The organism is Bacillus sp. FH (genome assembly GCF_052216825.1).
GTDB classification, from domain to species: Bacteria; Bacillota; Bacilli; order Bacillales; family Bacillaceae_G; genus Bacillus_A; species Bacillus_A paranthracis.
The window spans coordinates 381,824-396,875 of sequence record NZ_JBQOUU010000001.1 but is presented as its reverse complement, the minus strand read 5'-3'; the positions used below and the strand labels follow the sequence as shown (position 1 = coordinate 396,875).

Here is a 15,052-nt window from a genome sequence, read left to right as displayed (position 1 = left end):
TTTTTTATTTGTGGCGTAATTCGTTTTAGAATTCTTTTTCGAAAAACTGAATGATTTTTTTAGAATTATCTTCACTTAAATCATAACCTTCACCGTGTGTTTCATCGCTCGTTTTTGCTATTACGATGTCACCATCAGACTCTATCCAAACAAAGAATTCTTGTATAGAATTATCTTGATAAGTAACCTTCATTTTTGAATGTATATAGTTTTTGGCCTCTTGATCTAGAAGGAGTGTTTTTTTCTCTGCGCTTTCCATACTTGTGAAAATTGTTTTCATATTTTCTTTATTTACTACTTGATTACTACTTTTTGAATTTACAGGACTAATCTCAAGTTTTCTCACTTCTTTTTGTTCAAACATAACGTTTTCATATGCAAATTCTTTTTCTTTCACTGCTGTGGGTGCTTCTTTATTGGAAGCTTTCGTCTCATTTGAATTACTTGTACATCCAATTAATAAAGTGATACTTAATGCTCCAATTATACCAAATGTTAATCTCTTCAATAATAGGCCTCCCATCTACTATTTTCTATAATTCTATTTCCTATTTGAAATATCCTAGCTATGCTTAATGAAGTGAAATACATTTTGTTATGGGAAGCGCAATGAATTACATGTACCCTAATTTTTTGTATGGAAGGAGAGAACGTGGTGAAACACATAATAAGAAATGTAGTAATGAATTATTTTAAAGAAATTCATACATTAGCAGTGGAAGAAGAATTACATAAGAACAGTTGGCATACAGATTTACACTATAAAATCATCGTAAATGGAAAGCGATATTCTGCAAGATTTATAAATAGCAAGCGAACAATCAATCCAGCTTTTGGAACGTTATCAAACGAACACCTGAAAGAGCAAGTACGGTTTACGTATTATGTACGCGAACATGGAATTCCTTTTATGCAGATAAACAAGAATAGGGCAGGAGAGCCATTTACACTTGTCGCTTGGAATGAGAAACAATACCGATTTGTCTTGTCTAATTGGATTGAGGGAGAACATATTACACATTGTACAGAAGCTATCGCAAAAGCCTTTGGAAAGGAAGCAAGAAAGATTCATGACATATCTTGCGCATTTCAAAGTTTGATTTTTCAAAAGAAATCACATTTGGATGGGTATGCCCAGTTTATTCATATGTTAGAAAGTAAGGCAAGCGCATGCAAAGAATTACGGGAGTATATAAATCTAGCTACATATCATATAGAGTGTGCATATACGAGTGAATTAAAGTTTATCGTACAGACAGATTTAAATCCTTTGAATGTTTTATGGGACTCAAGTGAGCAGGTAAAAGGAATTGTAGATGTCGAATCGATTGGATATGTTGATCGTATTGAAGGACTAGCCTTTTTACTAAAGTGGTATTCTCGAACAGAAGGAATACATTCGCATGAAGTATGTTCAAGTGTTGCTAGTGCATTTTTAGAAGGGTATAAGGCTCATAAGATTGTAACATCAAATGATTACAAAAGACTTTCTTCGTTACTATGGTTATCCGGTAGTTTAAATTGGAATTTTGTGAAGAAAACACTAAGTGTAATAAGTGATAAGAGGAAATTAGAAGAACATTTGGAAGTTTATAGAGTGAGGGGAGAAAGACTATCTTCATTATTAATTTGTACATAACATGTATTCTCCTAATTTGGGATTCAAATAAGAAACCATAGGAGGTGTTCTAAAAATGAAAATACAAATTGTATTGTTTGACGGTTTTGGAGAACTTGTCTCCTTTGCACCTTTTGAGGTACTGAAAAGAGCGATAGAAGAAGGGGCTCCGTTTACAGTTGAATTCGTTTCAAGTGAACCAAAACAAGAAGTTACTACTTCGTTTGGGGTTACGGTTCAATCACATGAATTTTTACGAATGGATAATCGTCCAGATATGTTCATTTTCTATGTTTAATAATTTGGCTGAATATAACCTAACTTTATTCCCTTTGTGACACCTCCCCAAATCCCATCAGCCTATAAAATAAGGAAAGTTCCACATAATGGACATAAACGATGCTTATAAATATAAAGTAGTATGTTATGAAAATGAATAAAGATTGCAGAGCCTACATAAAAAGGGCCTTAGCTAAACCCAGAATATAAAGTGCTTTTTTGAGGATGAGAAAATATGTATAGGAGGAAGTGACATGAAAGACAATACTCCTAAGAAAATTTTATTTATTCAATCAGGAATTCCTTTTTATTATCCAATGATCGAAGCAGCAATTTTGAATAGTTTACAAAAGATAAACAGCGATACAAGTATGGTGAGTCCAGAAAAAGCTATAAAAACCGCATTGAAAGTGAAACCAGATTTTATTTTGGTATTAAGCGGTTTAAGTGAAGAATTTAATCATATTATGCCATTCTTAAAAAAGGCAGGGTTTACTACTGGACTTTGGCTGACAGATGATCCTTATTATACGGATGTAACACAACATCTTGTGCCGTATTATGATTACATATTTACGCAAGATTTAAATTGTATCAAATTTTATAGAGGGTTAGGATGTAACAATGTGTTTCATCTTCCGTTAGCAGCAAATCAAGATGTGTTTAAACCTTCTCAGAAAGAAGATACATATAAGTATGATCTTAGTTTTATAGGTACAGCATTTGAAAATAGACTTACCTTTGTTGATTCTATTTCAGAGTATTTAGCAGAAAAAAACATAAAAATTGTAGGATTTGGTTGGGAGAATTTAAAGAATTATGAAAGGCTAAAGGATAAAATACAACTATTGCCACTTGCGAAGTATGAGGATGCATTGCAATTTTACGTATCGACTAAAATCAATATAAATTTACATCGCTCACTAAGTGATCAGGAATTGAATTGTAATGCTGCAAATATCCAAGCATACTCAGTAAATAATAGGACGTTTGAAATTAATGCTGTAGGTTCTTTTCAATTAACTGATATACGTCCAGATGTAGCAAAACATTACATACCAGGTGTTGAAATAGAAACTTTTAATAGTGCATCGGAGTTTATACAAAAAGCAGAGTATTATTTGGAACATGTACAAGAAAGAAAACGTATAGCAAAAAATGGACTGGATAGAACTTTGAAACATCACACATATGATAAACGAATCATACAATTATTAAACTATATTAATTTGAGGGGCGTGAAGGTGTAATCTAGTCATTAACTTACATGAAATAGCATCGATTATACTTGAAGATAAGCATTTAATGCACTGGGATAGACCAGAAGAGATTGCTGAGGACGTTTTAAATTGGTTCATATAAAAAGGTCCGTTGTTCGCATTTGAGCAACGGATTTTCTTTTGAAAAACTGAATCTAAGAGAGATAAGCAAGAGCATTACAGTTCTATCACCAATTCATTTTTTGGTATAATAGATGCGTGGCAGAAAACAGATAGAAAGATACTGCTAGGAATTTATACTTAAATGTTGGGAGATTGAACAGAGTTATGGGGACAGAAAAAGAAATTAGTTCCGCTAAATTAATATGGAAGATGACGCGCCCGCATACGTTAACGGCGACATTTTCTCCTGTAATTTTAGGAACAGTGGCATCACTTTATGTTGCCAAAATTGATTGGCTTTTATTTATTGCGATGATGGCTGCATGTTTAGCATTGCAAATAGCGACGAACTTATTTAATGAGTACTATGATTTCAAACGTGGATTAGATACAGCTGATTCTGTTGGAATTGGTGGCGGAATTGTCCGTCATGGATTGAAACCAAAAAATGTGTTAACAGTCGCACTTTTATTGTATGTAGTAGCAGCAATTATTGGAGTTTATATTTGTATGAATAGTAGCTGGTGGTTAGTCGTTATCGGTTTAATCGGAATGGCGGTTGGCTATTTATATACAGGTGGTCCATTACCAATTGCGTACACTCCGTTTGGAGAATTAGTTTCTGGCTTGTTAATGGGGACATGCTTTGTACTTATTGCTTTCTTTATTCAAACGAATACGATAACGACTGAAAGTGTATTAATTTCAATTCCAATTGGAATTTTAGTCGGTGCAATCAACATGTCAAATAACATCCGAGATATTGAAGAAGATATTAAAGGTGGAAGAAAGACATTAGTAATCCTCCTTGGGAGAGAAAAAGCAATAGTAACACTAGCTGTAGCCTTTTTCATTGCTTATTTATGGATTGCGGTAATTGTATTAATGGGTTATATAAGCCCTTGGGCATTAGTGATGTTCCTAGGTTTAAGAAAACCAATCTCTGCCATTCAAAGTTTCCAAAAAGGAGCAAAGGATCCCGGATATATGCGCATCGCAATGAAATCAACAGCGATGACAAATACGATTTTCGGCTTCTTATTATCAGCAGGATTACTAATAAGTTACTTGTTTTAAATAAAAACCCCCAGTTTCTCAATTTTAATTTAGAGAGATTGGGGGGGTTATTTTGACTTTGCTTCATGTTAAAAACAGTTTCATTTGAAATGAAAATACCAATACATTGCAACTTCATCATTTGTCATATCCAAACCTTTATAAATAAGAAAATCAAATCCACCAATTACAAATCCACATTTTTCATAAAATTTACATGCTGCGACATTATTATTTTGCGTTTCAAGCATAATACCTGGCATATTGCCTTCTTTTGCCCACTGCTTTGCTTGATCAACTAATCTTTTACCAACTCCGAGTGTACGATATTTTTTATCCACTGTTATATCTTCTATGTAAGCATAGTGATTCCAATTCTTTTTCAATACTATGAATCCGATGATTTGGTTATGTAACAGTGCTATGTAAATTACTTGATTCGGTTTATTTATATACTCATTGTACGCCAGTTCTTCATTATCACATTGATTTTGTAAATAACTTTTTTCATAACTTGGAACGTCTTCTACTGTATATTCTATGCGTCTATTTACTTTGGAAAGAGAAAGAATTAACCGAGCATTCACTATAAAACTATCATCAATCTCCGGGAAATTGCCTACATCATTTTTTTCTAACTTTCTAATTAAAAGGTTCATCGGAGTACCTCCCAATAATATTATTTCTTCTGATTTTTTATTTGATTCAAATGAATTGCGATTACAAAATTATAATAGAATTTCAATGGTAAGGCTATCTCTGTATTTTATCTTTATACTAGCATGCTAGTATGAAAATATTGTTTGAAATGAAGCGGATTATTTTCAATTAAACTTCCAGAAAAATCAACGTCTATAGTATCAACAGGTTACTAAAAAATGAGATGATTTCATTAAAGAGTATTTTAGTGAAAGAAGGATTAAAGAAATGATCCTAGTTTTTTCTAAAAGAGTGATTCCATTAAATCAATTCAGAGCATGTTCTGATTTATCTTTCTTCAGAGCATGCTTTTTGGGCTCGTTTCCATAAGTGTATTAGTACCAATTTAACAACTCATCAGTTACAAGTTACTTTTTGGATACCACATTTTAGAATAACTAACTTATAGAAAAAATTGAATAATTTTCATGTGTAAGGAGATTTTAAGAAGGATATAGAGGGGATATTTTCCTGTTGTTTTCTAGCCAAATGATTACTGACCCAAAAACCATGTGGTGGAAAGGTTTCTAAAGCTTTTCTGTCAAGAAATCACTAACACTAAAGTTCAAGTATAAAAACATAAACCATTCGATAAATGGGGTAGTATGATGAAAAAACTTAGTAGAAATCGTTTGAGAAAAGATATTCAGGAACTTGAGAGTGCAAGTATGCAGATCCAACATGATCAAGAGTGTGAACTCAAGCAGAGTGTATGTGCGAATGAAGAAGTTTTGAGACAAGTTTTTGAGAATTGTTCCGATATTGTATTTCGTCCACTTCTCATAAATAGTCAAACTGAAATTCTTTTTATTTATATAGATGGATTAGTTGACACTAAGATTGTGGAACAAGTTGTTTTCAAACCAATGATGTTTGAAGGTTTGCCTAGTGGAGTAAAGAGTGAGGATTCGGTAGGAGAAATTATACAAAAACAGCTTATTGCGGTTTCTCAAGTAAAGACGATTTCAAAAGTTCATGAGGTTATAGAAGCGATATTGAAAGCGAATATCGTCATTTTAACAGAAGGAGAGAGTCAAGCTCTAGTCGCTGATTTAAAAGGGTTTGAAAAACGAGGTATTGAAGAACCGGCTGCCGAGATTTCTGTTCGTGGCCCTCGGGACGGATTTACCGAAACGTTAAGGGTGAATACGAGCCTAATTCGCCGAAGGATTCGGAGTCAAAGACTAAAAATGGAACCTTATTCGATTGGGGAATTATCACAGACAGATGTGGTAATGGCCTATATTGAGGGCATTGCACCCGATTCGGTTTTGGATGAAGTTCGCCAAAGGGTAAAGCGAATTCAAATTGATGGGGTGTTGGAGTCAGCTTTTATTGAAGAGTTTATCGAGGATCAACCCTTTTCTCCCTTTCCGCAAATTCAAAATACCGAGCGACCAGACGCGGTTTGTGCAAGTTTATTAGAAGGGAAAGTCGCCATTTTAGTCGATAATACACCTTTCGTTTTAATCGTTCCTATGACATTTTGGACGGGTTTGCAAGCAGCGGAGGATTATTATGAGCGCTCCATCTATACGACTTTTGTTCGATGGATACGTTTAATATTAATTAATATTTCATTATTTCTTCCGTCTCTCTATGTTGCTATTACAACTTTTCATCCGAAATTAATTCCGACAAATTTGCTTATTAGTATTGCAGCTGCGCGAGAAGGTATTCCTTTTCCTGCTGTTATAGAAGCACTAATGATGGAATTTTTATTTGAAGGTTTGAGGGAAGCGGGCGTTCGGTTACCAAAACCCGTTGGATCAGCAGTTAGTATTGTGGGGGCACTTGTTATCGGGCAAGCTGCTGTGCAAGCAGGTATTATTTCCGCACCTTTAGTTATTGTTGTGGCGACAACCGGTATTGCGTCATTTGCGTTCCCGCGCTACAACTTAGGAACAGCTTACCGGATGTTACGCTTTCCTATGCTGTTATTGGCAGGAATGCTTGGGCTATACGGTATAGCAATAAGTACCCTTGCGATTTTGATTCATTTAACTAATATTCGTTCTTTTGGTATTCCGTATTTAAGTCCAGTTGCGCCTCAGACTCCGCGTGATTTAAAGGATGTTTTTCTCCGAACGCCTCGTTGGAATATGACACACCGCCCAATAATGGTATCTGGTGAAGAGAAAGTTCGTTTTCCAGATGGACAAAAGCCAGATGAGAAACGGGGAGGGGAAACAGAATGAGTCTGCACAAGGCGCTCTCTATGATACTGGTCGTTTCATTATGCTTCTTGACGGGATGTTGGGATCGTACGGAGCTAAATGATCTGGCAATTGAATTAGGGTGGGGACTTGATCAAGCGAAGAATAATAAGGTTGAAATTAGTGCGCAGTTTATTATCCCATCAAAAATGGGAATGGGACAGAGCGGAAGAAGTAATACAGGAAAATCGGTTTTTATAGAATCAGGAATTGGAAAGGATACACATGAAGCTGTACAAATGATGCAAACAAAAATGTCGAGAGAAATCTTTCGAGGGCACCAGCGTGTAATATTGATTGGAGAAAAAATGGCTAAAAATGGCCTCGCTTCAGTTTTAGATGCATATAGCCGCGATCCTGATATTCGATTACGAGCAGATGCGTTTGTAATAAAGGGGCATACTGCAAAAGAGTTTTTGAAAGCATCCATCCCCTTAGAATCTATCCCGGCACTTGGGGCACTGAAAGAGCATATGCAAATAGAGGCGTTAGGAGATATGTCTTTATTACATTTTCTTATTGCTAGTACGAGTGATGGAATCACTCCGATTTTACCCGTTATTAAACTAAATGTGTCTCATAAAAAAGGAAAAACTGAGGTCAAAGGGTTTCAAATTGTAGGCGGTGCTATATTTAACAACGATTTCAAATTGGTAGGGTATTTAAACATGCAGGAATGGTTAACTACTCTTTGGATAGTGAATCGTTTAAGTAAACAGACGGTTACAGCAAGCGCCTCTAAAGGAAATGGTGGTGCAAGTTTATATATGACAAAAATCAATAGAAAAATTATACCTACTATACAAGGGAACACAATTAAGTGTGATATTGTTTTTTCTGGTGAAGGAACAATTCAGGAAAATAATACGAATTTAGATCTTACGCAGCCAAAAAATATCACTCTTTTAGAACATGTATTGGAAAAACAATCTGAAAAGCAAGCTCTCCAAACTATTAAAAAGGTTCAAAAACAATACGGAACCGATATCTTTGGATTTGGGGAAGCCATTCATCGAAAATATCCATCCGAATGGAAAGGGCTAAAAAAGAATTGGAGTAAACAATTTCGAAAAGTGCAAGTTTCTGTTCATACAAAGCTTACTATTCGGCGAGTAGGACTGACTGGACCACCGTTGCAGTTAAAGAAAAATGAAATGAAAAAATAAGGAGGAATATAGAGTGTGAGAAATTCAATGAAAATCTCTGGCAGGCAAATCTTTTGGATGATGTTCACATTTGAAGTGGGACAATCACTCCTTCTAGTTATTCCAGCGACGATTCGCACTGCCAAACAAGATGCGTGGATTTCGATCTTGATTGCAGGGGGGATAGGGGTTGTTCTTACTTTTTTGGCAACTACACTTGGTTCGCTCTATCCGAAACAAACGCTAATTGAATTTAGTCAAACCATTCTTGGTAAATGGCTAGGAAAGCTGCTGCTGATTCCTTACTTCTTTGGATGGTACATGATAATTTGGATAACCGTCCGTGAATTTGGTGAGTTCATTATTATCGCTTTGTTTCATAATACACCTTTGTGGGTTATTGTCTTGACTGCGATGTTATTGCTCATTTTTATTATTTACCAAGGCGGGGTGGAGGGGATTGGACGTTTAAGTGAAATTATAGGGCCAATTGTACTTTTAATGATAACGTTTGTAATCATTTTGAATATTGGCAATATGAATTGGGATTATATGCGGCCTATTTATCATGATTCTGGATGGCTTCCCATACTTAAAGGCTCCTATACTCCTGTAGCTGCATTTTTCGGGGAGGCTGTCATGATGATGATGTTCGTTTTCTTTATGGACAAACCAGAACAAGCGTCATCGCGGGCAATGTGGGGAGTAGGACTGGCCGTTTTCATGGTAACGATCGGAACATTAGCGGTCATTTTAACATTCGGTCCGAATCTATCTTCAAGTTTTTTGTATCCGGTTTACGATTTGAGCCGGTACATATCCGTCATGGAGTTCATTCAAAATGTAGATATTTTGATAGTGATTATTTGGTTTTTTAGTATTTTTGTTAAACTGGCGTTATACATGTTTATCGCTTGTTATGGAACAGCACAAATATTTCATTTAAAGGATTGGCGAAAAGTAGCTTTGGTTCTTGCTCCTATTTCGTTCATCATAGCTGTATCAGTTAAAAATATCCAAACATTTACTCATTATTACTACCTATTTTTTGTGATTCCAGTTGCATTTCCGGTTTACATGTTTGGAATTCCCTTTCTGTTATTGGTGGTTGGGAAAATTCGAAGGAAATATGCATAAACCTAATCTGGTAATGTGTTCGAATGAAGGTATGTATAGCTTTTTGACTAAAATAAAAAGAGAACGAGCCTACTCACCAGCGTAGGCTTTTTTATTTGTATATTACGTTATAAGAGATATCTTATTTTCTCCGGAATGTCCTTTTTAGAAATGTATGCAACAGAGTCCTTATAGTAAGAGTAGCTTATTTGGGATAATCAAAAAAACGTATATTGCAATATAAAAACTTAGTTTAATCCTAAAGGATACCCTACAACGATTCCTATAAATTGTTCTCAATAATTGAAAATAAAATCAATCCAGATTATTATATTGTTATTGTAAATTTATTTTATTGAAGGAGGATACATAAATGAAAAACTCAAAAGGTTCTATTGAATCAGAGATAAGTAAAGCAATTACGCACTGGGAGAAGGACTACCTAGGACGCGGGTCTATATCCGTTAAGACAGATATATTACGAGATATGATTATCGTAAATTTACAAGGTATTTTAACACCGGCTGAGTACACTGTTTGCGAAACGAAAGACGGTATGCTAACGATAAAGAAAAATCGTTCGGAGCTAGTTGAATCTGGAATTGACGATTTGAAAGAGATTATACTAGAATTAACTGGAGAAGAAGTAAAAAGTTTTCATACGGATATAAGTTCTCGTACTGGTGAACGAGTAATGATTTTTAAATTGTTCCATAATCTTGAGGAGAAATTTTAAAAATTAAAATCACCGTAGTGTTAGTGGGAGATAATTAAGAAACCTAAAAGTTTTGCACTTTATTTATAATTATTAACATGATAATAATTAAAAACTTGAAATTATTTACGTATAATGAATTTTGATTGAAATAATGCTTGAAAAAATGGATAAATAAATTGACAAACTGCTTAATATGGTTTATCTTATAATTGTTTTAAAAATTAATAGATGCTTATTTTAACTGTTTGCTATAATTAAGGCTTTAGCATTTTTTTAATATGTAATATTGACTAAATGAAAAAGTTTCTTAATTAAAAGATAGCGCATAACATAAATTGATATATTGATTGCATAATCTAGGAGATCAGAGATATACTGTTATTTTTCATAGGAGTAATACATATATTACTATCCTCTATAAAATGGGAGCTCTTCAAAAAACTTTATTGAAGTTAGTTGAAGTGAAACCGACAATCTCCATAATTCAATGATGATATAAAATCATTGAATTATGGAAGTTGTCGGTTTTTTTTATGGAAAAAACGATGTACGAAAAAGAGTGAATAAAAATTGAAATTAAAAAAACTATCGTAATGAAAAGGAATTTTTATAGGTTATTTTCGTTTGGAAGGGAGTATTTTACATGTTAATTTCGCTAAGTTCATCAACACTGTTAACATTATTTTTTATCGCGCTTAGTGCTTCTTGGCTAAGTGGATTATTGTTTTTACATGCAAGGATGCCTTTACGTTTTGTTCATATCCATATTGGTATCGCTGCTTTGCCTTCATTGGTTTCTTTACTTGCACTTGTTAATCACAATGGAGATAGAGTTGTGGGGCCTTGGCATCTAGATACTTTAGCTTGGTTCATGGCTTTCTTCGTTCTTACAATTGGTTTAATCATTCAGCGTTTCTCTGTACGTTACTTAATGGGAGATCGCTCATATCGAAAATACTTTGCACTTTTTACATTTACTACAGGTGTATCTTCGGTCGCATGGTTAAGTGATGATCTTCGCTTCATGATTATGTGTTGGGGAGCAACTCTTATAGGATTGGTTCTACTCATCGGGCTAAATAAAGGGTGGAAGGTAGTTAGTGAAGCAACAAAAATCTCAGGCTATTTATTTACAATAAGTTGGATTGCCTTGCTATCAGCTATCATTTGGCTGTTTCAAATAACTGGACAGTGGCAGTTAACATCAGTTGTAACGAATGAAAATGTAGCTCAATTTGGAACATTGGAGAAAACAGGAATTAACTTATTGATTATAGTAGCTGTGATGATTCCAGCAGCACAATGGCCTTTCCAAAGATGGTTAATTGAATCAGCTGTTGCTCCGACGCCTGTTTCGGCTATTATGCATGCGGGTTTAGTAAATGCTGGTGGTATCATGTTAACTAGATTTTCACCTCTTTTTCATGATGATATTGCACAAATCATTTTACTCATTTTCTCTAGTATTTCTGTCTTAATAGGAACAGGAATTAGTTTAGTCCAAGTTGATTATAAACGTCAGCTAGTAGGATCCACTATTGCACAAATGGGGTTTATGCTGATTCAATGCGCATTAGGAGCGTATTTAGCAGCTGTTATACATTTAATGTTACATGGTTTATTTAAAGCCACACTGTTTTTACAAGCTGGTTCTTCCGTACAACGTTTTGAGGGAGTGAAGCAATCTAATGAAAAGATGTCCAATTTATGGATGATAGTCGGACGTGTTTTCGGATTATTTATAGCAATTGCTTTCTGGTTTATGACTTCTGGAGAGGGGTATCAATTCGTTAGTGCGTTCATCTTAGGTTGGTCATTATACGTTTCATGGAAACAGCTTGTTGTTTTTGGAGAGGGAAGAATGGGAAGAATTGCTGGCTTAATTGTTTTGAGTGGATTTTCTCTCATTTACTTTACCGTTCATAACTCTCTTTATAAATGGTTGCATACTGACATGTATCAAAATGTTCAACCTTCAGCTCCAGCCGTTATTTTTGTTATAAGTCTCTTATTATTTGGTAGTGTTATTAGTACTCTCGTTACTCGTAATCAATCTTCTACAATATTTGCTGTAATGTATCTTTGGTTCGTTCGAGTAGGTGAAGCGAGACAAAAGTCAGTAGAAAGTCATCCAAGCTATCTGAAACATGATGTATCAAAGGGAGGTAATCAGTGATGAGCATACAGTCAATCGTAACGAAAGAAACTTTAAAAAAGAAAGATACAAACATTGAAATACAAGAAAAGAATATGAATGATTTAGTTGAATCTGCTAGCCGAGTGATTGCACCACTTTGGCCTATCTCAACCTTTGCAGCTCATCACCCTTGGATGGGACTTGAAAAACAATCATTTGAACAAGTTGCAGATTGGTTAAAAGAAGCTCGTAATGTAGATATATATCCTAGTGCCTCCATGATTCATTCGGCAAAGATGAAAGGGGAGATTGAGGAATCATTTTTACAAATAGGCTTGTCTCGTTGGCTTGATTCACAATCTTTTCATATTCCTCGAGAGAGAGCAGAGCGTTTTTGCCAAGCAGCTTTAAAGTTAGAGAGATTACCTTCTAGTTTATTATCATCGCCAGAATTAAATAAATTAGCAGAAGAAATAAGTTATATAAATACAGGAAGTATGGAAGACTCTTCTATGCAACCAATCAGTTCACTTATAGAGAATCAAAAGGGTGACAACCTATCAGATGTTCTTAATTACCATATTATTAAATGGTGTAAATTATATCTTGATGACTCCGGATCAAGTTGGACGATGCCAAACCGAGAGAAAGGTTTGTATCGTGCGTGGCACCACCTTATTACATTTGATCCAGCGCTCAGTAAAACTGAACGTAAAGTTTTAAAAGATTGGCCAGAAGATGCCCTTATAGCTTTAACAAAAGCATTATCTGAACTAGGAATTTCTGAATCTAACAGGCAAGCTTACCTTGAAGGGCACTTACTTTCTTTGCCTGGATGGGCAGGAATGATACGATGGCGCTCGCAACAATCAATTGAGGAACAGGAACTTCTCATACAATATTTAGCAGTTCGAATTTCTATGGAGCTAGCCATTGTAAAACCGTATTTACCTTTGAAAAATCAAAAGGTTGAGAAAAAAGTTTCGATCGTCCCACTTATAGCTTCTTGGATCTATTGGGGGGATATTTCAGTAGAGAAATGGTTACAAATGTCTGCAACTGAACAAAGTGAATTATTAGCATTCGCTTATCGCTTTGATGAAAATACTCGCAAGAAACTTTGGCTAGAAGCTTGGGAACAGACGCATGCAGAGCAATTAAGGGAGAAGATCGCTTCTAAACAACGTGCAACGAATGATAAAAAGCATGTAGTAGCTCAATTAGCATTTTGTATTGATGTACGTTCAGAACCGTTTCGTCGCCACCTTGAAAAATTAGGTCCGTTTGAAACGTTTGGAATAGCTGGTTTCTTTGGGTTACCAATTGCGACTACTGAACTAGGCAGTAATAACAGCCATCCTTCTTTGCCAGTTATATTAAAACCGAAACATCAAATAAAAGAACTCGCGGATGAAAATGAATATAAATCTTATGAGCAGCGTAAAAAGATAGACAGCTCAGTAAGTTATACGTTTAAGACGATGAAAAAAAATGTACTGACAAGTATGCTATTACCTGAGGTAAGTGGCCCTTTACTTGGTTTACAAATGATAACAAGGAGTTTTGTGCCAAGAAGAGTAGGTGGCTTCATTCGTAACCTTCGTAAAAATATGTTACAAAAACCTAATACAACATTCTCACTTAATCATGTCCATGATACAAAATGTGAGATACCTATCGGCTTTACGAAAGAAGAAAAAGTGAACTATGTGCGTCAAGCTTTAAAAATGGTGGGACTGACAGAAAAATTCGCGCCTTTAGTTGTAATGTGCGGACACAGTAGTCAAAGCACGAACAACCCTTATGCTGCAGCGCTTGAGTGTGGTGCTTGTGGCGGAGCAGCAGGAGGGTTCAATGCAAAAGTTTTCGCTACTTTATGTAATCTTCCAGAAGTAAGAGAGGCGTTGTCTGCTGAAGGCATTAAAATTCCTGAGGACACCGTTTTTGCAGCAGCTGAACATAAAACAACAGTGGATGAATTGGAATGGATTTACGTCCCAGAACTTTCGGAAACTGCGCAAGAAGCATTTGATAGTATTGAGTCGATTATGCCGAATGTAAGCCAACATGCAAATAGAGAGCGTTTAATGCAATTACCTCATTTTAAAACGAAAATAAAAAATCCGAGTAAAGAGGCGCACCGATTTGCAGAAGATTGGAGTGAAATACGTCCGGAATGGGGATTAGCTCGTAATGCATCTTTTATTATCGGGCAGCGTGAATTGACTCAGGATTGTGACTTAGAAGGTAGGGCTTTCCTTCATAATTATGATTGGAAACAGGATGAAAATGGCGATATCTTAGCTAGCATTATAGCGGGACCAGGAACAGTAGCGCAGTGGATCAATCTACAATATTACGCTTCAACTGTAGCTCCTCATTATTATGGTAGTGGAAACAAAACAACACAAACCGTTACGGCAGGTCTCGGTGTTATGCAAGGAAATGCAAGTGATTTGTTATCAGGCTTACCTTGGCAATCCGTTATGCAGTCAGATAGTGAAACGTATCACTCACCACTTCGTTTACTCATTGTAATTCAAGCGCCTACTAAATATATAGAACGTTTGCTAAATAAGGATTTCACATTTCGAGAAAAAGTTCAAAATGGATGGGTCAGACTTGCAAGTATTGATCCAGAGGGACGCTGGAAAAACTGGTAAAAATCATGTAATGAATCATTGTT

The 15,052-nt window shown here is 35.3% G+C and carries 11 protein-coding genes and 1 pseudogene; 10 read left to right on the top strand and 2 right to left on the bottom strand.

Annotated features, from left to right (window positions below):
- Positions 1–25: 25 nt before the first annotated feature.
- Positions 26–508 (bottom strand): hypothetical protein, encoded by a 483-nt coding sequence (locus ACTT1L_RS02140; protein ID WP_139339178.1) that lies wholly within the window; start codon positions 506–508, stop codon positions 26–28.
- Positions 509–655: 147 nt separating this feature from the next.
- Between ACTT1L_RS02140 and ACTT1L_RS02135 the strand changes: the two genes are divergently transcribed.
- The 4 genes and pseudogenes from ACTT1L_RS02135 (at position 656) to menA (ending at position 4,356) form a co-directional block, all read left to right on the top strand.
- Positions 656–1,639, top strand: coding sequence for a phosphotransferase (locus ACTT1L_RS02135; protein WP_270722206.1), 984 nt, complete (start codon positions 656–658; stop codon positions 1,637–1,639).
- 55 nt (positions 1,640–1,694) lie between these two features.
- A pseudogene (locus ACTT1L_RS02130) lies at positions 1,695–1,904 on the top strand (DJ-1/PfpI family protein); the annotation flags it as partial.
- A 247-nt stretch (positions 1,905–2,151) separates the two neighbouring features.
- Entirely contained in the window at positions 2,152–3,147 is a 996-nt protein-coding gene (locus ACTT1L_RS02125; RefSeq protein ID WP_270722207.1) for a CgeB family protein, read from the top strand.
- 297 nt (positions 3,148–3,444) lie between these two features.
- Positions 3,445–4,356 (top strand): 1,4-dihydroxy-2-naphthoate polyprenyltransferase, encoded by a 912-nt coding sequence (menA, locus tag ACTT1L_RS02120; protein ID WP_270722208.1) that lies wholly within the window; start codon positions 3,445–3,447, stop codon positions 4,354–4,356.
- Between the two features lie 80 nt (positions 4,357–4,436).
- On the opposite strand, the gene satA is transcribed toward menA, so the two are convergent.
- Positions 4,437–4,994: a streptothricin N-acetyltransferase SatA gene (satA, locus tag ACTT1L_RS02115; protein ID WP_001050473.1), complete on the bottom strand. Its 558-nt coding sequence runs from the start codon at positions 4,992–4,994 to the stop codon at positions 4,437–4,439.
- A gap of 645 nt (positions 4,995–5,639) precedes the next feature.
- Here satA and ACTT1L_RS02110 point away from each other — a divergent pair.
- From ACTT1L_RS02110 to ACTT1L_RS02085, 6 genes are all read left to right on the top strand, one after another.
- Positions 5,640–7,232, top strand: coding sequence for a spore germination protein (locus tag ACTT1L_RS02110; protein ID WP_001997781.1), 1,593 nt, complete (start codon positions 5,640–5,642; stop codon positions 7,230–7,232).
- A complete protein-coding gene (locus ACTT1L_RS02105; RefSeq protein WP_442821767.1) occupies positions 7,229–8,416 on the top strand; it encodes a Ger(x)C family spore germination protein in 1,188 nt (395 codons plus the stop codon). The genes ACTT1L_RS02110 and ACTT1L_RS02105 overlap by 4 nt, the downstream gene beginning before the upstream one ends.
- A 27-nt stretch (positions 8,417–8,443) precedes the next feature.
- On the top strand, positions 8,444–9,532 hold the full coding sequence (locus ACTT1L_RS02100) for a GerAB/ArcD/ProY family transporter (RefSeq protein WP_001997784.1): 1,089 nt from the start codon (positions 8,444–8,446) through the stop codon (positions 9,530–9,532).
- Positions 9,533–9,884: 352 nt separating this feature from the next.
- Positions 9,885–10,247, top strand: coding sequence for a DUF2294 domain-containing protein (locus ACTT1L_RS02095; RefSeq protein WP_000798157.1), 363 nt, complete (start codon positions 9,885–9,887; stop codon positions 10,245–10,247).
- A gap of 625 nt (positions 10,248–10,872) precedes the next feature.
- On the top strand, positions 10,873–12,405 hold the full coding sequence (locus tag ACTT1L_RS02090; RefSeq protein WP_048556950.1) for an NADH dehydrogenase subunit 5: 1,533 nt from the start codon (positions 10,873–10,875) through the stop codon (positions 12,403–12,405).
- Positions 12,405–15,029 (top strand): DUF2309 domain-containing protein, encoded by a 2,625-nt coding sequence (locus ACTT1L_RS02085; RefSeq protein ID WP_442821766.1) that lies wholly within the window; start codon positions 12,405–12,407, stop codon positions 15,027–15,029. The genes ACTT1L_RS02090 and ACTT1L_RS02085 overlap by 1 nt, the downstream gene beginning before the upstream one ends.
- Positions 15,030–15,052 lie beyond the last annotated feature (23 nt).